Here is an 18,999-nt window from a genome sequence, read left to right on the forward strand (position 1 = left end):
ACCCCTTGTGCGTGATCATCGAGCTAGCCTCTGATCACCCACACGTTGTGTTTCTTCCAAGATTGGAGCGGTTGCGTTAACACGCAGCAGCTCAACCAGTTACGCCTGACGACCATAGCAAGGTGGTACCACTCCTTCCCATCCCGAACAGGACAGTGAAACGCCTTCGCGCCGATGATAGTGGACGGACGTCTGTGAAAGTAGGTCATCGTCAGGCTTTTATTCCGCAAAACCCCACAGGTAACCCTGTGGGGTTTTGTCTTTGGTGATTCGGTTTTTACGATTCGACCATTGATATTGAGCATTGATTAAAAGAAAACCCCTCGCAGCTGGCGCTGCGAGGGGTTTTTGCATGGGCGCGGGTATTAATCCTGCCTTTGGCTGCGGCTACGGCTATCGCTATGGCTACGGATGGTGCGGTGCTTGATACGGCCCGCGCAGATATTGTTGCCGGTCAATGCCATGCCTTTGCAACTTGTCGTAGAAGGTCTTGCGGGGAATGCCCAAGGCTTCCAGTGTGGCTTTGATATCCCCCTGATGCGTTTGCAACGCATCTCGGATGAGTTGGGCTTCGAATTGCTCCATTCTTTCTGGCAGGCTTTGTGCTGCGTTTGCTGTGGGAACGGTATCGACCGCTGGGGTATTAAGAACGCCCAGCACGACGCGCTCTGCAAAGTGGGCGAGTTCGCGCACATTGCCAGGCCAGTCATGTGTCATCACATACTGTTTGATCGAGGCAGGCATCTCAGGAATATCGCGATGAAAGCGGCGTGATGCGTGGCCGAGGTAATGCGCGAACAACAGAGGGATGTCGTCGCGGCGTTCGCGCAGGGGCGGAATACGGATCGTGACGACATTGAGCCGGTAGAAAAGGTCTTCGCGGAACTTGCTGCGGATAGCTGGGCTGCCCAGATCTTCCTTCGTGGCGGCGACGACGCGCAGATCGAGATTGCGCACCTCGTTGCTGCCAAGCGGAGTGATCTGCCGAGACTCCAGCACGCGCAGCAGCTTCACTTGCACGGCCAGCGGCATGCTTTCGATTTCGTCCAGGAACAAGGTGCCGCCGCTGGCATGTTCGATACGGCCTATGCGCTTCTTTTGAGCGCCCGTAAAGGCGCCGGCCTCGTGCCCGAACAATTCGCTTTCGATAACGCTTTCGGGCAGAGCTCCACAGTTGATGGCGACGAGCGCACGGTGCCGGCGGCGGCTCAGGCGATGCAACGCCATCGCTACCACTTCCTTCCCGGTGCCGGTTTCCCCTTCAACCAGCACGTCGACATCCGCATCGGCAATATGGCGCAGCGTTTGTTTGATACGTTGCATGGCGGGCGTGGTGCCGATGAAGGGGACTTCGTCGGCTTCCACCGCAAACGCAGCTTCACGCAGGCGCCGGTTTTCCAGCACCAGACGACGCTTTTCCGCGGCGTGTGTGATCGCTGTGGTCAGCCTGTCGGGTGCGTAGGGTTTGGCCAGAAAGTCGTAGGCACCGTCACGCATGCACTGGACGGCGGTGGCAATATCGCCATGGCCGGTAATGAGAATGACGGGAAGCTCGGGGTCAATATCACGCAGACGATGAAATAGTTGCAGGCCATCGATATCGGGCATGCGGATATCGGTCACGACTACCCCGTCAAAATCGCGGTGCAAGACGGGAAGCGCGGAACGCGCCGTGCCATGGGCGTCGACCGTCATGCCGTGCAACTTCAACGTCTGGACATTGGCGCGCCGTAGTTCCTCGTCGTCATCGATGAACACGACGTGAGGAGGAGTGGGCGCGCGAAGGCCGACATCAATGGAAGCTGAAGCGGGGATTGGGGTAGAAGATGCAGGTGAGCGAGTCATGACGGAGTGGCCGAAACGGGGTGTCCGGCAGCTGCCTTACGCAGCGTCAGGGTGAACATGGCGCCCGTTTGCGGGCCATGAGGGGCAGGAAAGCCGGGATCGCTGGGGTGGGCGGCTTGCAGTTCTCCGCCAAATTCAGTGACGATGTCGCGGCAGATGACGAGGCCCAACCCCAGGCCTTCCGGTTTAGTCGTATGGAAGGGGATGAACAGGCGTGCGCGATCGGCGTCGGACAGCCCCGGGCCGTTGTCGGCGACATGGATTTGAACCGTCGCGCCCAAGTCTTGCAGCGCGACCACGACGCGGCCATCCGCTTTACCTTCCAATGCTTCCAGCGCGTTTTGCAGCAAGTTCACCAGCACTTGTTCCAGCCGGATGCGGTTGGCCCGGACCAGAACGTCCTGATCTTCCGGCGGCCGTTGCAGCGTGACGCCTTGGCGTCGCGCGCGTGGCCCGACCAGCAGCAACGCGCCGTCCAAGGCTTCCTTCAGGCTGGTCGGCCCGACGGATGCGCCTGCCTTGCGTGAGAATGCGCGCAATTCGCCCGTGATGTGCCCGATGCGTTCTGTCAGCGAAGCAATGGTGCCCAAATTTTCCTGCGCGGAGCCGGAATCCTGGCGCCGCAAAAACTCAAATGCGTTGTCTGCGTACGCTCGGATGGCGGCAACGGGCTGATTGATTTCATGGGCGACGCCCGCTGCGACCTGGCCAAGCAGCGCAAGCTTGCTGGCCTGTACAAGCTCATCTTGCATAGTGTGCAAGCGCGCTTCGGCGCGTTGGCGTTCGTCCATTTCATCCATCAGATGGTCGTTGACTTCGCGCAGCTGTGCGGTGCGTTCATCGACCAGCGCGGCGAGTTGGGCCTGGATGGCGGCCTGTTGTTCTGCGCGTTCGCGATTGCGATGGCGCCGATACAGCACGATGCCAATTGCAGCGGCCAGCAGACTCAGCGCCAGCAACGCGCCCAGCTGGGCGTTGGCGGTGGCTTGGCTCATGGCCGTCTGAACGGGCGACAGCAGGTGCAAAGTCCAGCCCGGTGACTCGGCGATGGGCAGGGTCGTGTGCAATAGCGGCGCGCCTTTAGGCAGCGTCGGCAAGGCGTCGTCGATACGCACCAATTGCCCGGTGCTGGCTGGAGCCAGCGGCGGCGTGACAGGCAAGGACTGGAAGCGTGCGTCGCCGAATTGCAGGCTCGTACGCAGGCGCTCGGCCAAGTCGGGCGCAAGCGGCGCCAGCACATCGAAGCGCCAATCCGGGATGCTGCCCAACAGCACCACGCCGTGCTCATCCGTGACAAAAATGGGCGCACTGGACTGGCGCCAGTCGGATTCAAGGTCACGGAAATCGACCTTCAATACGATGACGCCCAGCAGCGCGCCATTGATGTCATCGATGCGTCGCGACAAGTACAGCCCGGCCTCGTGGCTGACCGTACCTAGCGCGAAGTGTTCCGCAGAACCGTTGGCGACGGCGCGCTGGAAGTACGGCCGGAACTGGTAGTCCACGCCTACGAAAGTGGCGGGTTCGCGCCAATTGCTGGCGGCGATGGCCAGCCCCTTGGGGTCCAACAGATAGATGGCGGAGGCGCCGACCCCGTGGCTCAAGGCATCGAGCTTGTCATCCAACGATTCGATCTGCGCGGTGCTTGCTCCTTGCAAGGCCGCGCGCACGTCGACATCGCGAGTCAGCACGAAAGGCAGCGCCCTGAACTTGTCCAGGTTGTTGCGTAGTAGCGCGGCATTGATCTGCCCCGCCGCGCGCGCCTGAACGGTGGCGGTTTTGATCGCGCCATCGCGGGCCCATTGCGTGGCGATATGCAGCACGCCGAACACGATGGCGATGGCCAGCAGAATCATCACTGCGCGCCACGGCCAAGAGCCGCCCGATGACACCCGCGCAGTCGCCCGCGTAGCCGGATGCGTCGAGCCTTGGCGGCTGCTTTGAGGAGTAGTCGAGGGGTCAGTCATGGTGTGTGCGGTTTTCCGCACATTCTATCTTGTTTTCGTGCGAGATTCCGCTCGATCAAGACACCGATTCCCCATCGCCAAATACAAATAGCCAGACTTATCAAGGGCTTGTGCCGATGGGGCCAAGCCATTCAATGCTGGCACGCGTCTTGCATATAGGTATGCAAGCCGAGCGGCATCCGCACGCACGGTGAAATGGGCTTGCGGCGATAACGCAATGCCATAAAACAGATAACGCTCCGTCGCCCGCTGCGCTAGCCGCTCGGGGCAAGGAGCATTGGTGGGGACAAAACCCAATGATCGACGTGGATCAAGGCGCGCCTGCGCGCAAGCTCAAGTTCTATCAAATCCTGTATGTCCAGGTGATTTTCGCCATCATCGTCGGCGTGCTGCTGGGAGCATTCAAGCCAGAACTCGGCCAGCAGATGCAGCCGCTGGGCGACGCCTTCATCAAGCTGGTGAAGATGATCATCGCACCGGTGATTTTCCTGACCGTGGCCTCGGGTATTGCCGCCATGAGCGACCTGAAAAAGGTGGGCCGCGTGGCAGGCAAGGCCATGCTGTACTTCCTGATCTTCTCGACGCTGGCTTTGATCGTAGGCATGCTGGTCAGCCACCTGGTCCAGCCGGGCGCAGGGATGCACATTGATCCGAAGACGCTGGACGAGAAGGCTGTCGCGACCTTTGTCTCGAAGGCCCACGACTCGACCATCACCGGCTTCCTGATGAACATCATCCCGACGACGATCTTCAGCCCGTTCGTGGGTGGGGATATTCTTCAGGTGCTGTTTGTGGCCGTGCTGTTCGGTATTTCGCTGGCGATGGTGGGCGAGCGCGGCAAGCCGATCCTGAACTTCATGACGGCGCTGGCCCAGCCGATCTTCAAACTGGTCGCCATCCTGATGAAGGCGGCGCCAATTGGCGCGTTCGGCGCGATGGCTTTCACCATTGGCAAATACGGCATCAAGTCGGTCGTGAACCTGGCGATGCTGGTGGGCACGTTCTACGCGACGTCGGTGCTGTTCGTCGTGGTGATTCTGGGCTTGGTCGCGCGCTACAACGGCTTTTCGATTTTGAAGCTGGTGCGCTACATCCGCGAAGAATTGTTGCTGGTGCTGGGCACAAGCTCGTCCGAAGCGGCGTTGCCCACCCTGATGCAGAAGATGGAACGCGCCGGGTGTTCGAAGTCGGTGGTTGGCCTGGTGGTGCCCACCGGGTACTCGTTCAACCTGGACGGCACCAACATCTACATGACGATGGCCGCGTTGTTCATCGCGCAGGCGTGTGACATTCCCTTGTCCTTGGGCGACCAGATCCTGCTGCTGGCGGTTGCGATGCTCAGCTCCAAGGGCGCGGCTGGCGTCACGGGCGCGGGCTTCATCACCCTGGCTGCGACCTTGTCGGTTGTGCCGTCCGTGCCGATCGCAGGGATGACGCTGATTCTGGGCGTGGACCGGTTCATGTCGGAATGCCGCGCGCTGACGAACCTGGTCGGCAATGCCACCGCCGCTGTCGTGGTCGCGCGCTGGGAAGGCGAATTGGACCAAGAGCAGTTGCACGCCGCGCTGGACGGCCAGGTGCCGCCCGCTGCGGCGGTCAACGAAGCGCAGCCAACGCTTAGCCATACTGCCTAACGCGCCGTATCCGTTCTTGCAATGAAAAATCCCCCGAGGTCCGGAAGACCTCGGGGGTTTTTCATTTCAAAGGCAACGCGTTCAGGGCGTCTGGATACCCGCTGCGCGAAGCAGGTTAGCCGTTTCGAATAGTGGCAAACCCATCACACCGGTGTAGCTGCCGGAGATGTGCGAGATGAAGGTGCCGGCCAAGCCCTGAATGCCATAGGCGCCGGCCTTGCCGAAGGGTTCGCCGCTGTCGCAGTAACGGGCAATCTCGTCGTCGTGAAGATCGCGCATACGGACTTCGGTAATGGAGACGGCTTCCAGCAGCTGCTCGCCCGTCCACACGGCGACGGCGGTATGGACTTCGTGTGCTGCGCCCGACAAGGCCCGCAGGATGCGGATGGCGTCATCGTGGTCGGCCGGCTTGCCCAGCACGTTGCCGTTAAGAATCACCGTCGTGTCCGCGGCCAGCAAGGGCAGGGGCGGCAAGCCTTGGGCGTGCATCCAATCGCGGCCGCGCAGGGCTTTGTCGCGGGCGGTGCGCTGCACATAATCGGCGGCGCTTTCGCCCGGATGCTGGGGTTCGTCTTCGCCGGGCGGGGCGGGAACGCGCAAGACCTCGTGCGCCAAGCCTATCTGAGTCAGCAATTCACGCCGCCGCGGGCTGGCCGAGGCAAGGTAAAGACGGGCTGGGGTGGGGGTGTCGGCGGAGTGGGGCATGCGTCAGCGAAGTGGGCGCCGGCCCGGCTAGCGGTCAGGCGCGGTGATAGGGGTGGTTGGTCATGATGGCCCAGGCGCGATAGAGCTGTTCGGCCAGCACCACGCGCACCATGGGATGCGGCAGCGTCAGCGAAGACAGCCGAAGCTGACCGCTGCACGAGGCTTTCAGGTCGGCATCCAGACCGTCTGGCCCGCCGACGAGAAAAGCCACGTCTTGCCCGCCAGCCCGCCACTGTTCCAGCTTTTGCGACAGAGCCATGGTGGTGAGGTCGCGCCCGCGCTCGTCCAGCGCCAGGCGCAGCGCACCGGCCGGCAAAGCGGCTTCGATGCGCTTGGCTTCCGCCGCCATCATCTGCGCGGGCGTCTTGCCGGTGGTGCGGGGTTCAGGCTTGATTTCGCGCAGTTCCAGCGCGCAATCGGCGGGCAGGCGCTTGGCGTAATCGGCCCAGGCAGTCTCTACCCAGTCCGGCATCCGAGTGCCTACGGCCGCAACGATCAATTTCACGGCAAAGACTCAGTGGTCGACGTCGTCGTAGTTGCTGTCGGTCGGGATCGGCGCAACGCGCGTCGATTCCGGCAGCAGCTTCACGCGCACCGGCTTGCCGCCCCAGATTTCTTCCAGGTTGTAGTACTGGCGGATGGCCGGTTGCATGATGTGCACGACCATGTCGCCCAAGTCGACGACGACCCATTCACCGGTGTCTTCGCCTTCGATCGTGATGCCCGAGAGATCGAGCGAGCGGCCGCGATCAGCCACGCTGGAAGCGAGCGCGCGGGTTTGGCGGTTGGAGGTGGCGCTGGCAATCACGACGCGATCAAACAGACTCGTCAGATGCGTGGTGTTGTAGACCTTGATGTCTTGCGCCTTGACGTCTTCGAGGGCATCGATGACGGCGCGTTGGAGTTTCGTTATATCCATAGCTGCAAATATAACCCGCGGACGGACGGCGGATGCCGGCTCCGTGACGCTTTCAGCGCCCGGCGGGTGAGGTTTATCGGTAAAGTTGGTGCGCCGCAATATAGGCGGCGACCGACGGGGCCAGCAGGCCTTCAGTGGATTCGCCCGCGGCCAGACGCCGGCGGATGTCGGAAGCGGAAACCGCCATGGGTGAAAACGGCAGCTCTTCCAGCAGGCGGCCCTGTTCTTGCAGGCAGGCGGCCAATTCGGCCGGCGGCGTCAACGGGGTGCCGGGGCGGGTGGCCACGGCCAAATCCACCAGGCTGGCGATGTCGCGCCAGTGGTGCCACGTGCAGAAATTGGCCAATTGGTCAGCGCCCAGCAGCCAGACATAGCGTGCGTCCTGGGGCAGGGCGCGCAGCGTGTCGATGGTGTAGGTTGCGCCACCGCGTTCGATTTCGATGGGGTTGACGCTTAATCCGTCGTGGCCGGCGATGGCCAGTTCCAGCATGTCGCAGCGTTCATCGCCCGTGGCGTGCAAGGCCGCGCGCTGCCACGGGTTGGCGGCGGGGATCAGTTCCACGCCGGTGAGCCGCAGCGTGTCCAAAGCGTTCTGCGCCAGCGCGATGTGGGCGATGTGGACGGGGTCGAAACTGCCGCCCAAGAGACCGATGCGCTTCAAACCCAATCCCGTGGCGTCAGATAGGCGGCGAGCTCGGCCTCGGGCGTGCCCGCCTCTGGCTGCCAGTCGTAACGCCATTGCGCCAGCGGCGGCATCGACAGCAGGATCGATTCCGTCCGGCCGCCGGATTGCAGGCCGAACAGCGTGCCGCGGTCGAAGACCAGATTGAACTCGACGTAGCGGCCCCGGCGGTAAGCCTGGAAATCGCGCTCGCGTTCCGAATACGGCAACGTGCGGCGGCGTTCGACGATGGGCAGGTAGCTGTCCAGGAACGCATCGCCAACTGAACGGGTCAAGGCGAACGAGGCATCGAAGCCCGGGGCGTTCAGGTCGTCAAAGAAAATGCCGCCGATGCCTCGCGTTTCGTTGCGGTGCTTCAGAAAGAAGTATTCATCGCACCAGCGTTTGTAGCGCGGGTAGTAGTCGGGGCCGTGGCTGGCCAACGCGTCGCGGCACACCGTATGGAACTGCCGGGCGTCTTCTTCGAAAGGATAGTAGGGCGTCAGGTCGATGCCGCCGCCGAACCAGAAGACGTCGGATTCGTCGTGGCCCGGGCGGGCCGCGGCGACGAACATGCGCACGTTCATGTGCGTGGTCGGCACATAGGGGTTGCGCGGATGCAGCACCATGGAAACGCCCATGGCTTCCCAGCTGCGGCCAGCAAGCTCGGGCCGGTGGGCGCTGGCCGACGGGGGCAGTTTCGTGCCCGTGACGTGGCTGAACAGCACACCCGCCCGTTCGAACAGCTTGCCGCCTTCCAGCAGGCGCGACAAACCGCCGCCGCCTTCGGGCCGCACCCATTCATCGGCGCGGAAGGCGCCGCCTTCCGCGTCTTCCAAAGCCGCGACGATGCGGGCTTGCAAGCCGGTGAGATAGTCGCGGACAGTCGTGACGGGCAAGGCGTTCATCAGCGCTTTCCGGTTACGCGTTGGACTTGGGTTTTTGCTGCGACGGCTTCAGCGCGCGCCAACCGATGTCGCTGCGGTACTGGCGGCCATCGAAGTGGATGCCGTCGATGGCTTCGTACACGCGGTCGCGGGCCATCTTGACCGAGTCGCCCAATGCCGTCACGCACAGCACGCGGCCGCCGGTGGTCTTCGTGTCTTCGCCGACCAATTCCGTGGCGGCGTGGAAGACCATGCAGTCTTCGGCGTCGGCGGGCAGGCCGCGGATGACGTCGCCGGTGCGCGGCGTGTTCGGGTAGTTGTGCGAGGCCAGCACGACGCCCAGCGCGGTGCGGCGGTCCCAGACGATGTCGGCCTGGTTCAGCGTGCCGTCCACGGCGTGTTCAAGCGCGTCCAGCAGGTCGCTCTTGACGCGCATCATGATCGGCTGCGTTTCCGGATCGCCCATGCGGCAATTGAATTCCAGCGTCTTGATTTCGCGGTCGGGATCATCGCCCGGGGCGATCATCAGGCCAGCGTACAGGAAGCCGGTGTAGGGGATGCCGTCGCGCGTCATGCCCTGCACCGTCGGCAGGATGATTTCGCGCATGATGCGGTGGTGCAGTTCCGGCGTGACGATCGGCGCGGGCGAATACGCGCCCATGCCGCCCGTGTTGGGACCCTGGTCGCCGTCTTGCAGACGCTTGTGGTCCTGGCTGGTGGCCAGGGCCAGCACGTTGCGGCCATCGCACATGACGATGAAGCTGGCTTCTTCGCCCACCAGGCATTCTTCGATGACGACGCGCGCACCAGCGGCGCCCATCGAGCCGTCGCCCAGCATCGCGTCGACGGCGGCGTGCGCCTCTTCGAGCGTAGCGGCCACGACGACGCCCTTGCCGGCAGCCAGGCCGTCGGCCTTGATGACGATGGGGGCGCCTTCCTGGTCAATATAGGCGTGGGCCTGGACCGGGTCGGTGAAGGTGGCGTAGCGCGCCGTCGGGATGTTGTGCCGGACCATGAAGGCCTTGGCGTAGTCCTTCGAGCTTTCCAGCTGCGCGGCGGCCTTGGTGGGGCCGAATATCTTCAGGCCGCGGGCGCGGAACACGTCCACGACACCCGAGGCCAGCGGGGCTTCCGGGCCAACGACCGTCAGTGCGATGCCTTCGCGCTGGACGAAATCGGCCAATTCCTCGGCATTGGTGAGCGGGATGTTTTCCATCTGCTCGGCCCGTTGCGTGCCGCCATTACCCGGGGCGACATACACCTTGTGTACGCGCGGGGAGCGGGCGAGCCGCCAGGCGAGGGCATGTTCGCGGCCGCCCGAGCCAATTACCAGGAGTTTCATGTTGCGTGATTCTGAAGGTTGCCACTCTAGCCCGTGGAGAAGGCAACGGACCCGAGACATTCCGGGTCCGAATATCACCCTGGCAAGACGGCGGATGCCGCCCGGCCAGGACGGTGGGATTTACTGCGCTTCGTCGAAAATGACAGTGGTATAGACTTCCTGCACGTCGTCCAGGCCTTCCAGGGCGTCGAGCAGTTTCTGCATCTTGATGGCGTCTTCGCCGGCCAGCTCGGTTTCGTTCAGGGCCTTCATGACGATGCCATCCACTTCGGCCTTCAGGCCAGCGTCGTCGAACGCCTTGCGAACCGCGGCGTAATCGGCCGGCGCGCAAACGACTTCGATCACTCCTTCGTCGTCAGTCGTGACGTCTTCGGCGCCCGCGTCGAGTGCGGCTTCCATGACCTTGTCTTCGGGCGTGCCGGGGGCGAACACGAATTGGCCGCAGTGCTTGAACATGAAGGCCACCGAGCCTTCCTGGCCCAGGTTGCCGCCGTTCTTGGCGAAGGCGTGGCGCACTTCCGCCACGGTGCGGGTGCGATTGTCGGTCATGCAGTCGACAATGACTGCCGCGCCGCCGATGCCGTAGCCTTCGTAGCGGACTTCCTCGTAGGCGTCGCCGTCTGCGCCGCCCGCGCCACGCTGGATGGCGCGCTGGATGTTGTCCTTGGGCATGTTGGCGTCAGTGGCCTTGTCCCAGGCCATGCGCAAGCGCGGATTGCTGTCCGGGTCGGGGCCGCCGGCGCGCGCCGCCACGGTAATTTCACGAATGATCTTGGTCCAGAGCTTTCCGCGCTTGGCGTCTTGACGCCCTTTGCGGTGCTGAATATTGGCCCATTTGCTGTGTCCGGCCATGGCTTCCCAGGATAAATTGTCTGAAAAAAAGGCATTTTACCGTGACGGCGGCCTGCGCGCCCGGCGCTGTCTTGCCTGTGTCCTTATTGCCACGCGCACAAGGCGCGCGGCAAGCTCTACACTTGGGCATCTTTTTGATCCCTGGTCCGGAGTGCTGCACATGCCCAACCCCATCGTCATCGCCAAGAACGCGCAGACCGAGTTGGCGCTGCTGCCTGCGCTGGCCAATCGCCACGGATGCATCACCGGCGCCACGGGCACCGGCAAAACCGTCACGCTGCAAGTGCTGGCGGAGTCTTTTTCCCGGATCGGCACGCCGGTATTCATGGCCGACGTCAAAGGCGACCTGACCGGCATTTCCCAGGCGGGGGCGGCGAGCCCCAAGCTGAGCGAGCGGTTAAAGAGCCTGGGCCTGTCGGAACCGGTCTGGGGCGCCAGCCCCGTCACCCTGTGGGACGTGTTCGGCGAGCAGGGCTTGCCCGTGCGCGCCACCATTACGGATATGGGGCCGCTGTTGCTGTCCCGCATCCTGGAATTGAATGACACACAGGAAGGCGTACTGACGCTGGTATTCAAGGTGGCCGACGATGAAGGCCAATTGCTGCTGGATTTGAAAGACCTGCGCGCCATGCTTCAGAACGTGGCGGATCGCTCGGCCGAACTCAAAACCCGCTATGGCAACGTGTCGTCCGCCAGCGTCGGCGCCATCCAGCGCGGCTTGTTGGCGCTGGAGTCCCAAGGCGCGGAAAAATTCTTCGGCGAACCGATGCTGGACGTGGCCGACCTGATGCGCACGGACGCCCAGGGCCGGGGCATGGTCAACGTACTGGCTGCCGACAAGCTGATGCAGGCCCCGCGCCTGTACGCCATCTTTCTGCTCTGGCTGCTGGCTGATCTGTATGAAAAGCTGCCGGAAGTGGGCGACATGGATCAGCCCAAGCTGGTCTTTTTCTTCGACGAAGCCCATCTGCTGTTCAACGACGCCCCGGCGGCGCTGCTGACAAAGATCGAGCAGGTCGTGCGCCTGGTGCGTTCCAAGGGCGTGGGCGTTTACTTCGTCACGCAGAATCCGCTTGATATTCCCGATACCGTGCTGGGCCAGTTGGGCAACCGCGTCCAGCACGCCTTGCGGGCCTTTACGCCGCGCGACCAGAAGGCCGTGAAAACGGCCGCCCAGACGATGCGCCCCAATCCGGGGCTGGATATCGAAGCCGCCATCACCGAACTGGGTGTGGGCGAGGCGCTGGTATCCCTGCTGGACGCCAAGGGCCGCCCGATGCCGACCGAACGCGCGTATATCGTGCCGCCCGCCAGCCGGATCGGCCCGGCCACCGATGCGGAACGCCAGGTCTTGCGCCAGGGCAGCCCGATGGCCGCGAAGTACGAAAAAGCCATTGACCGCGATTCGGCCTATGAAGTCCTGGCCGGGCGCGCTGCGGTGCCGGTGGGGCAGCCTGGGCAGCCGGGCGCCAAGGCGCCGGCGCAGCCCGGTGGCGCTCCGGCGCCCGCCGAGGAGTCCGGCGGCGGCCTGATGGACAGCCTGAACGACGTCCTGTTCGGCTCGACCGGGCCACGAGGCGGCAAGCGCGACGGCGTGGTGCAGACCATGGCCAAGAGCACCGTCCGCTCGATTGCGCGGGAGCTCACGCGCGGCTTGCTGGGTTCATTGCTGGGGTCGAAGGGCCGCCGCTGAACGTCCCGCGTAATCGTCAGCAGAATAAGCCCCGTCGATTTGTAACGGGGGTGTTGCGCTGCGGCGGTTTATGCCTATGATTCTGGGCGTTCTATCAAAGGAAAATTAAGGAAACGTGGTGGCTAAGAAACACAAGATAGCGGTGATTCCAGGAGACGGTATTGGCAAAGAGGTCGTGCCGGAAGGGTTGAAGGTGCTAGATGCCGTGGCGACGCGCTTCGGCATCGAATTCCAGTGGGATCATTTCGATTGGAGCTGCGACTATTACGCCCAGCACGGCAAGATGATGCCGGACGACTGGAAGGCGCAGATCGGTCAGCATGAGGCGATTTTCTTCGGTTCGATCGGCTGGCCCGCCACGGTGCCGGATCACGAAGCGCTGTGGGGTTCGCTGTTCAAATTCCGTCGCGAATTTGACCAATACATCAATTTGCGGCCAGTGCGCCTGATGCCCGGCGTACCGTCGCCGCTCGCAGACCGCAAGCCGGGCGACATTGATTTCTTCATCGTCCGCGAAAACACGGAAGGCGAATACTCCAATAGCGGCGGCCGCCTGTTCGAAGGGACGGAGCGCGAAGTCGTCATTCAGGAAAGCGTATTTACGCGCATTGGCGCGGATCGTGTGCTGAAGTTCGCGTTTGAACTGGCCCAGAAGCGCGGCAAGCACCTGACCGCCGCCACCAAATCCAACGGCATTTCCATTTCGATGCCGTGGTGGGACGAGCGCGTGGCCGATATGGCCGGGAACTATCCGGACGTTCGCTGGGACAAATACCACATCGATATCTTGTGCGCGCATTTCGTGCAACATCCTGACTGGTTCGACGTGGTCGTGGCTTCCAACTTGTTCGGCGACATCCTTTCCGATCTGGGCCCGGCCTGCACGGGAACGATTGGCATTGCTCCGTCGGCAAACCTGAACCCCGAGCGCAAGTTCCCGTCGCTGTTCGAACCGGTGCACGGTTCGGCGCCGGACATTTATGGCAAGGGCATCGCCAACCCGATCGGGCAGATCTGGAGCGGCGCACTGATGCTTGATTTTCTGGGGTACCCGGAAGCGTCGGCCGCTGTGGTCAAGGCGATCGAAACTGTGTTGGCCGATGGCCCGCGCACCCGGGACATGAAAGGCAACGCGTCGACTGTCGACGTTGGCAACGCGATTGCGTCGCTGATTTCTGCGGGTTAAGCGCATTTAGCGAGTACGGCCAATCTGGCTAGTAGATGGAAAACTCAATCGTTCCTTCTTCCGCCGCCGCCCATGTGGGCGGCGGCCGGGCCGACCGATTCGTACGCAAGCTGTTCCGCCTGCTGCGATCCCGCACGCAACGTCACAACCAGCATCTGTGGCCTTTCGTGCGCATCTGGCGGGACCGGTCGGGGGCGATTTGCGGTTTCCGGGCCTTTGGCCGCTCGCTGCCCATCACCCCGCTGGCGCAAGGGTACGACCCCGCCGATGAAACCGTGCATCTGATCCTGAGCGGCCCTTCGGTCGCCGAGATTCCCTACGATCAGCTGGAAATTGGTGCGGCAATGGGCGTCAATGGCGCCATTGCGCTGGCTCGCAAGTTCGACCTGAAGTTCAAGTATTACTGCATCATCGACCAAAATTTCGTGCGGGATCGCATCGAGCTCGTGCGCGAAATCGTCAGCCGCGACCTGACGCTGTACGTGTTCCCCGAAGTGCTGCGCTACATCATGCAAGGCATTCCCCAGGATCAGATCCGCTGCCGCATCTGCGTCATCGAACTGATCTCCGAGCGCGCCTATCAGCGTACTGCCGCGCCCGCCATGCTCAAGCGGATTGCCGCCGCCACGCCTGACGTGCAATTGCTGGACGCCAAGCAAGGCCTGGGTTACAGCTTTGACGCCTCGCTGGGCGTGTTCGACGCCGACACGGTGGCCTATGCCGCGTTGCAGGTGCTGATGTCCAGCGGCGCGCGCCAGGTGTACGTGCATGGACTTGACCTGACCGTGCAGCATGGCCTGCGCTTCTACGACGAAGGCGCGAACCCTCAGACGAGCCGTCTGGCGCGCAAGTTCGCCCACCTGATTGAACCGTCGTTCCGGTTTGCGTCAGCACAATGGCGCGCGCGCGGCTTGTCGGTATTCAATTTGTCGCCCGTCAGCGCCTTGTCGGCTGACATCATCGAACGCATGGATTGGCATGCGCTGCTTAAAGACAGCGTGGCCAATGAAAAGAGCGCCTGACAAGGCGCTCTTTTTTTTGAAGCATCGTGCTGCGCCTTAATGCGCGCCCGCCGCCGCTTCGGCCGCACCGCCACCCGCACCTGCCTTCGTTGACCGGGGGCGCGCAAACCACACCAACCCCGTCAGCATCAGGAAGATGATCGCCGAAGCGTAGAACACGTCCACGGCGGACATCGTGAACGCCTGCGCGTTGACCAGCCCGTCCACCATCGTCAGCGCTTGCTGGTGCGACAGGCCCATGCCGTTTTGCAGCGTGTTCATGGTCTGGTCGAACGCTTGCTGGCCGGGCTTGGCGATCTCGGTCAGTTGGGCGTGGTGCATGGTGGCGCGGTTTTCCCACAGCGTGGTCGCGATGGACGTGCCGAATGCGCCTGCGGTCAGCCGCAGGAAGTTCGACAGGCCCGAGGCCGCCGGGATGCGCCATGGCTCAATGCTGGACAGCGTGATCGATGTCAGCGGCACGAAGAACGCCGCCATGGCCGCGCCCTGGATGATGGTCGGCAGCATCAGCGTGCGCACATCCGTCTGGGTGTTGAAACCCGACCGCATGAAGCAGACCAGCGCGAAGATCAGGAACGCTACCGTCACAATCTGGCGCGGGTCACGCGTGGCCAGCATCTTGCCCACCAGCGGCGTTAGCAATATCGCCAACAAGCCCACGGGCGCCGTCACCAGGCCGGCGTAGGTGGCGGTGTAGCCCATATTGCTTTGCAGCCACAGGGGCAACAGCACCACGTTTCCGAAGAACACGCCGTAGGCCACCGCCAATGTCAGCGCGCCCACCGTGAAGTTACGTATCTTGAACAGGCGCAAGTCCACAACGGGGTGGGCATCGGTCAGCTCCCAGATCAGGAAGAAGACGAAGGCTACAAAAGCCGTGGCGGCCAGCGCAATGATGGTCGGGCTGGCAAACCAGTCCAGCTCTTTGCCCTTGTCCAGCATGATTTGCAAGGCGCCCACCCACACCACCAGCAACACCAGGCCCAGCTTGTCGATGGGCAGCTTGCGGGTCATCGATTCGCGGTTGCCGTAGATGCGCCAGCTGATCCAGGCCGCCAGCAGGCCGACCGGCACGTTGATGTAGAAGATCCACGGCCAGGTGTAGTTGTCGGAAATCCAGCCGCCCAGCAAGGGCCCGGCCACGGGCGCGACCAGTGTGGTCATGGACCAGACCGCCAGCGCCATGCCCGCCTTGGACTTCGGGAAGCTGGCCAGCATCAGCGTTTGCGACAGCGGGATCATCGGGCCGGCCACCGCGCCTTGCAGCACGCGGAAGGCGATCAACGCTTCCAGTGATGGCGAAAAACCGCACAGCCACGAGGCCAGCACGAACAGCAGGGTCGAGATCAGGAATAGCCGGACCTGCCCGAAGCGCTGCGTCAGCCAGCCGGTCAACGGCACCGTGATGGCGTTGGCGACGGCGAACGACGTGATCACCCAGGTGCCTTGGCTGGAACTGACGCCAAGATCGCCCGAGATGGTGGGAATGGACACGTTCGCGATCGAGGTGTCCAGCACGTTCATGAACACCGCCGTGGACAGCGCGATGGACCCAATGATGCGGGTCGCGCCTTCCAGCGGCGGATAAGTGCCCGGCGGGCGGGCGGGTTCGGCGGGGGGCGCGCCTGCGCCCGCGGGCTGGGCGGTCGTGCTCATGATGCCAGGTTGTCTTCGATGATCTTGTTGATCATGGTGTCGACTTCGCCGTGCGCCGGGTCGAAGGCGCGCGTCGACCATGCCGGCTCATTGCGCACGGCTTGCGTCAGCGGCTCGCCTTCTTGTTGGCCGACGTCGACTTCCACGTCCATCGACAAGCCCACGCGCAGCGGGTGCGACTTCAGGTCTTCGGGGTCCAGCGTGATGCGCACGGGTACGCGCTGCACCACCTTGATCCAGTTGCCGGTGGCGTTCTGAGCGGGCAGCAGGGCGAAGGCGCTGCCGGTACCGGCGTCCAGGCCGGAGATCTTGCCGTGATAAGTCACCGAGCTGCCGTACAGGTCGGCCACCATCTTCACCGGCTGGCCAATGCGCATCTTGCGTAGCTGGCCTTCCTTGAAGTTGGCTTCCACCCACACCTGATCCAGCGGCACCACCGTCATCAGCGCATTGCCGGGGGCGACGCGCTGGCCCACCTGCGCGCTGCGGCGGGCGATGACACCGCTTACCGGCGCGGGCAGTACCGTGCGCGACTGCGCCAGCCACGCGTTGCGCAGGCCGGCTGCGGCTTGCAGCACATCTGGGTGATTGGCCACTGTCGTGCCTTGCGTCAGCGCCTGGTTGGTCGCCAGCTTGGCGCGCGAAGCGGCCAGGGCGGCCTTGGCTTGCGCCAGACCAGATTGCGCGGACTTCAAAGCGGCTTCGGCGTGGAGGATTTCTTCACCGCTGACGCCACCGGATTTCGCCAATTGCTGGCGGCGGCTGACGTCGCTTTGCGCGCGGGTCAGTTCGGCCTGGGCGCGCAGGATGTCGGCGTTGCGCAGGTCGACATCGGCAGCCAGCGCGTCGTTCTGGACGTAATACGTACGAACCTGACGCACCATCTGCGCCAGTTTGGCCTGGGCCTGCTGCAGCGCGATGTCGGTGTCGGCAGAGTCCAGCCGTATCAGCGGCTGGCCGGCGGTGACGGTTTCGGTGTCGTCGGCTTCGATGGCGACAACGGTGCCCGGCACTTGCGGTGTGATCTGCACGAGGTTGCCGTGCACGTAGGCGTCGTCGGTGCTTTCAAAGTGGGCGCCAAACAAGAGCCACCAGATGCCGTAGGCGATGGCGACCAGAATGAAGACGCCGGTCGCCAGCAGCATCAGGCGTTTGCGGGCGGGGTTGGTGGTGGGGGTGGCAGCGTTCATGACGTCTGAATCCGGGGATCGTTCAATGAATGGAGGTCGTGGCGGGGGCGTAGCCGCCGCCCAGCGCGTTGGCCAGGTTGGCGTCGAGCTGATAAGCGCGGATGCGCAGGTCGGTATCCAGGCGGGCTTGGGTCAGCACGCCGGTTTGCGCGATGAGCACGGTGATGTAGTTGCCCAAGCCGGCCTTGTAGCGGTTGACCGCCAGGTCGTAGGCGGCCTCGATGGCCTCACGCGCCTGGCGCTGTTGGGCGCGTTCCTGGTCCAGCAAACGCAGGCCGTCCAGCGCGTCGGCCACTTGATGCACGGCGTCCAGCACTGCCTGGTTGTAGTCAGACACGGCCAGGTCGGCGTCGGCGCGGCGGCCGGCCAGATTGGCGTTGAGCTCGCCGCCATGGAAGATCGGCAACGTGATGGCCGGGCCGAAACCTGCGGTGCGCGCGGCGGCGCCCAGCAGATTGCCCGTGCCCAAGGCCTGGAAGCCGGCGAACGCGGTCAGGTTCACGTTGGGATAGAACTCGGCCTTGGCGGTGTCGATGGCGCTACGGGCCGCTTCGGCGCGCCAGCGCGAGGCGACGACGTCGGGGCGGTGGCCCAGCAGGTCCAGCGGAATGTCGGTGGGCACCACGCCAGCGGGGGCGGTCAGGTCCACGGCAACCAGCGATTGGCCCCGTTGCGGGCCTGCGCCTGTCAGCGCGGCTACCTGGTTGCGCAATTGCGCCAGCGTCGTCTCGGTCTGGGTCAGTTCCACGCGGCCGGCAGCCAGCGACGATTCCGCCTGCTTCACTTCCACCTGCGTATCCAGGCCGGCGCTGTAACGCCCTTGCGTCAGCGACAGCACGTCGGCGCGCTGCGCGATCACGCGCTTGAGCACGTCGCGCTGGGCGAAGGCATTTTGCAGGTTCAGGTAGGCGCGGACGGTGGCGCTGGCCAGCATGTTGCGGGCGGCTTGCGCATCGGCGGTAGCGGCTTCGCGTTCGGACACCGCCGATTGCAGGCGCGACCGGTTCTTGCCCCAGAAATCAAGCTCGTAGCTGAAATCCAGCGCCAGCCGGTTGTCGCTGACGACGGAGCCGCCCAACGGCGCGGGGTAGATGTAGTCCGAGGAAAGGTGTTCGCGGGTCAACGTGTAATCGGCATCCACGCGCGGCATCAGCGGGGCGCGTGCGGTGCTGACGGCGGCGTTGGCCTTGGCCAGGCGGGCCTGTGCAGCGCTCATGGACGGGCTGTTGGCCAGCGCTTCGTCCATCAGCGCATTGAGCTGGCTGTCGCCGTAGCGCTGCCACCATTGTGTCTCGGGCCAGGCCGTGTCGTGGCCCGTCAGCCCCAGCTTGGCCGCATCCAGCGCGGCAACGGGCTCGGAGCCGGGCTCCATCAGTGCGCAACCGCTCAGGGCCAGCACCAATACGGTAGAAAGAAGGCGTTTCATCCTGACTGTTTGCT

The 18,999-nt window shown here is 63.6% G+C and carries 16 protein-coding genes and 1 rRNA gene; 5 read left to right on the forward strand and 12 right to left on the reverse strand.

Annotated features, from left to right (window positions below; all coding sequences use genetic code 11):
- The first annotated feature begins 104 nt into the window (after window positions 1-104).
- Window positions 105-217 (forward strand): 5S ribosomal RNA (gene rrf, locus HV765_RS11445).
- Window positions 218-405: 188 nt separating this feature from the next.
- Here rrf and HV765_RS11450 read toward each other — a convergent pair.
- Together HV765_RS11450 and HV765_RS11455 are read right to left on the reverse strand one after the other, a co-directional pair.
- On the reverse strand, window positions 406-1,845 hold the full coding sequence (locus HV765_RS11450) for a sigma-54-dependent transcriptional regulator (RefSeq protein ID WP_254600534.1): 1,440 nt from the start codon (window positions 1,843-1,845) through the stop codon (window positions 406-408).
- Complete coding sequence (locus HV765_RS11455) at window positions 1,842-3,701, reverse strand: sensor histidine kinase (RefSeq protein WP_175170000.1); 1,860 nt, start codon at window positions 3,699-3,701, stop codon at window positions 1,842-1,844. The genes HV765_RS11450 and HV765_RS11455 overlap by 4 nt, the downstream gene beginning before the upstream one ends.
- 407 nt (window positions 3,702-4,108) lie before the next feature.
- Between HV765_RS11455 and HV765_RS11460 the strand changes: the two genes are divergently transcribed.
- Window positions 4,109-5,446, forward strand: a complete 1,338-nt coding sequence (locus tag HV765_RS11460) for a dicarboxylate/amino acid:cation symporter (RefSeq protein WP_054427387.1) — start codon at window positions 4,109-4,111, stop codon at window positions 5,444-5,446.
- Window positions 5,447-5,527: 81 nt separating this feature from the next.
- Here the strand turns inward: HV765_RS11460 and HV765_RS11465 are convergent, their stop codons facing one another.
- The 7 genes from HV765_RS11465 to HV765_RS11495 all read right to left on the reverse strand — a co-directional run bounded on the left by HV765_RS11465 (window position 5,528) and on the right by HV765_RS11495 (window position 10,812).
- Window positions 5,528-6,151, reverse strand: a complete 624-nt coding sequence (locus tag HV765_RS11465) for a Maf family protein (RefSeq protein WP_175169771.1) — start codon at window positions 6,149-6,151, stop codon at window positions 5,528-5,530.
- A gap of 34 nt (window positions 6,152-6,185) precedes the next feature.
- Window positions 6,186-6,656 carry a 23S rRNA (pseudouridine(1915)-N(3))-methyltransferase RlmH gene (gene rlmH, locus HV765_RS11470; protein WP_050449060.1) on the reverse strand — a complete coding sequence of 157 codons (471 nt, stop codon included), beginning with the start codon at window positions 6,654-6,656 and terminating at the stop codon, window positions 6,186-6,188.
- A 9-nt stretch (window positions 6,657-6,665) separates the two neighbouring features.
- Window positions 6,666-7,070 (reverse strand): ribosome silencing factor, encoded by a 405-nt coding sequence (rsfS, locus tag HV765_RS11475; RefSeq protein ID WP_175169772.1) that lies wholly within the window; start codon window positions 7,068-7,070, stop codon window positions 6,666-6,668.
- A gap of 73 nt (window positions 7,071-7,143) precedes the next feature.
- A complete protein-coding gene (gene nadD / locus HV765_RS11480) occupies window positions 7,144-7,731 on the reverse strand; it encodes a nicotinate (nicotinamide) nucleotide adenylyltransferase (protein ID WP_175169773.1) in 588 nt (195 codons plus the stop codon).
- The gene (gene hemF / locus HV765_RS11485; RefSeq protein WP_175169774.1) at window positions 7,728-8,639 is read right to left on the reverse strand and encodes an oxygen-dependent coproporphyrinogen oxidase; all 912 of its coding nucleotides are present in this window, start codon (window positions 8,637-8,639) and stop codon (window positions 7,728-7,730) included. The genes nadD and hemF overlap by 4 nt, the downstream gene beginning before the upstream one ends.
- Before the next feature lie 13 nt (window positions 8,640-8,652).
- Window positions 8,653-9,960: a phosphoribosylamine--glycine ligase gene (gene purD / locus HV765_RS11490; protein WP_054427392.1), complete on the reverse strand. Its 1,308-nt coding sequence runs from the start codon at window positions 9,958-9,960 to the stop codon at window positions 8,653-8,655.
- 120 nt (window positions 9,961-10,080) lie between these two features.
- Window positions 10,081-10,812, reverse strand: a complete 732-nt coding sequence (locus HV765_RS11495; protein WP_054427393.1) for a YebC/PmpR family DNA-binding transcriptional regulator — start codon at window positions 10,810-10,812, stop codon at window positions 10,081-10,083.
- 160 nt (window positions 10,813-10,972) lie between these two features.
- Between HV765_RS11495 and HV765_RS11500 the strand changes: the two genes are divergently transcribed.
- The 3 genes from HV765_RS11500 to HV765_RS11510 all read left to right on the forward strand — a co-directional run bounded on the left by HV765_RS11500 (window position 10,973) and on the right by HV765_RS11510 (window position 14,713).
- On the forward strand, window positions 10,973-12,505 hold the full coding sequence (locus tag HV765_RS11500; RefSeq protein WP_175169775.1) for a helicase HerA-like C-terminal domain-containing protein: 1,533 nt from the start codon (window positions 10,973-10,975) through the stop codon (window positions 12,503-12,505).
- Between the two features lie 118 nt (window positions 12,506-12,623).
- A complete protein-coding gene (locus tag HV765_RS11505) occupies window positions 12,624-13,691 on the forward strand; it encodes a tartrate dehydrogenase (protein ID WP_054427395.1) in 1,068 nt (355 codons plus the stop codon).
- A gap of 35 nt (window positions 13,692-13,726) precedes the next feature.
- Entirely contained in the window at window positions 13,727-14,713 is a 987-nt protein-coding gene (locus HV765_RS11510; RefSeq protein ID WP_054427396.1) for a hypothetical protein, read from the forward strand.
- 36 nt (window positions 14,714-14,749) lie between these two features.
- Here HV765_RS11510 and HV765_RS11515 read toward each other — a convergent pair whose 3' ends face one another.
- From HV765_RS11515 to HV765_RS11525, 3 genes are read right to left on the reverse strand one after another with little or no spacing between them, the layout of a single operon-like run.
- Window positions 14,750-16,369: a DHA2 family efflux MFS transporter permease subunit gene (locus HV765_RS11515; protein ID WP_254600535.1), complete on the reverse strand. Its 1,620-nt coding sequence runs from the start codon at window positions 16,367-16,369 to the stop codon at window positions 14,750-14,752.
- Window positions 16,366-17,559 (reverse strand): HlyD/EmrA/EmrK family protein, encoded by a 1,194-nt coding sequence (locus HV765_RS11520; RefSeq protein WP_175169776.1) that lies wholly within the window; start codon window positions 17,557-17,559, stop codon window positions 16,366-16,368. The genes HV765_RS11515 and HV765_RS11520 overlap by 4 nt, the downstream gene beginning before the upstream one ends.
- Before the next feature lie 22 nt (window positions 17,560-17,581).
- On the reverse strand, window positions 17,582-18,985 hold the full coding sequence (locus HV765_RS11525) for an efflux transporter outer membrane subunit (protein WP_054427398.1): 1,404 nt from the start codon (window positions 18,983-18,985) through the stop codon (window positions 17,582-17,584).
- Between the last annotated feature and the right edge of the window lie 14 nt (window positions 18,986-18,999).

It is taken from the genome of Achromobacter kerstersii (assembly GCF_902859595.1).
Taxonomy (GTDB): Bacteria; Pseudomonadota; Gammaproteobacteria; order Burkholderiales; family Burkholderiaceae_B; genus Achromobacter; species Achromobacter kerstersii.

What these genes read in the sequence shown, in the direction of transcription:
- HV765_RS11515 (WP_254600535.1), bottom strand. Translation starts at nt 16,369, where the DNA reads ATGAGCACGACCGCCCAGCCCGCGGGCGCAGGCGCGCCCCCCGCCGAA.
- HV765_RS11450 (WP_254600534.1), bottom strand. Translation starts at nt 1,845, where the DNA reads ATGACTCGCTCACCTGCATCTTCTACCCCAATCCCCGCTTCAGCTTCC.
- HV765_RS11525 (WP_054427398.1), bottom strand. Translation starts at nt 18,985, where the DNA reads ATGAAACGCCTTCTTTCTACCGTATTGGTGCTGGCCCTGAGCGGTTGC.
- HV765_RS11455 (WP_175170000.1), bottom strand. Translation starts at nt 3,701, where the DNA reads ATGATTCTGCTGGCCATCGCCATCGTGTTCGGCGTGCTGCATATCGCC.
- HV765_RS11460 (WP_054427387.1), top strand. Translation starts at nt 4,109, where the DNA reads ATGATCGACGTGGATCAAGGCGCGCCTGCGCGCAAGCTCAAGTTCTAT.
- HV765_RS11520 (WP_175169776.1), bottom strand. Translation starts at nt 17,559, where the DNA reads ATGAACGCTGCCACCCCCACCACCAACCCCGCCCGCAAACGCCTGATG.
- rsfS (WP_175169772.1), bottom strand. Translation starts at nt 7,070, where the DNA reads ATGGATATAACGAAACTCCAACGCGCCGTCATCGATGCCCTCGAAGAC.
- hemF (WP_175169774.1), bottom strand. Translation starts at nt 8,639, where the DNA reads ATGAACGCCTTGCCCGTCACGACTGTCCGCGACTATCTCACCGGCTTG.
- HV765_RS11500 (WP_175169775.1), top strand. Translation starts at nt 10,973, where the DNA reads ATGCCCAACCCCATCGTCATCGCCAAGAACGCGCAGACCGAGTTGGCG.
- HV765_RS11465 (WP_175169771.1), bottom strand. Translation starts at nt 6,151, where the DNA reads ATGCCCCACTCCGCCGACACCCCCACCCCAGCCCGTCTTTACCTTGCC.
- HV765_RS11495 (WP_054427393.1), bottom strand. Translation starts at nt 10,812, where the DNA reads ATGGCCGGACACAGCAAATGGGCCAATATTCAGCACCGCAAAGGGCGT.
- purD (WP_054427392.1), bottom strand. Translation starts at nt 9,960, where the DNA reads ATGAAACTCCTGGTAATTGGCTCGGGCGGCCGCGAACATGCCCTCGCC.
- HV765_RS11510 (WP_054427396.1), top strand. Translation starts at nt 13,727, where the DNA reads ATGGAAAACTCAATCGTTCCTTCTTCCGCCGCCGCCCATGTGGGCGGC.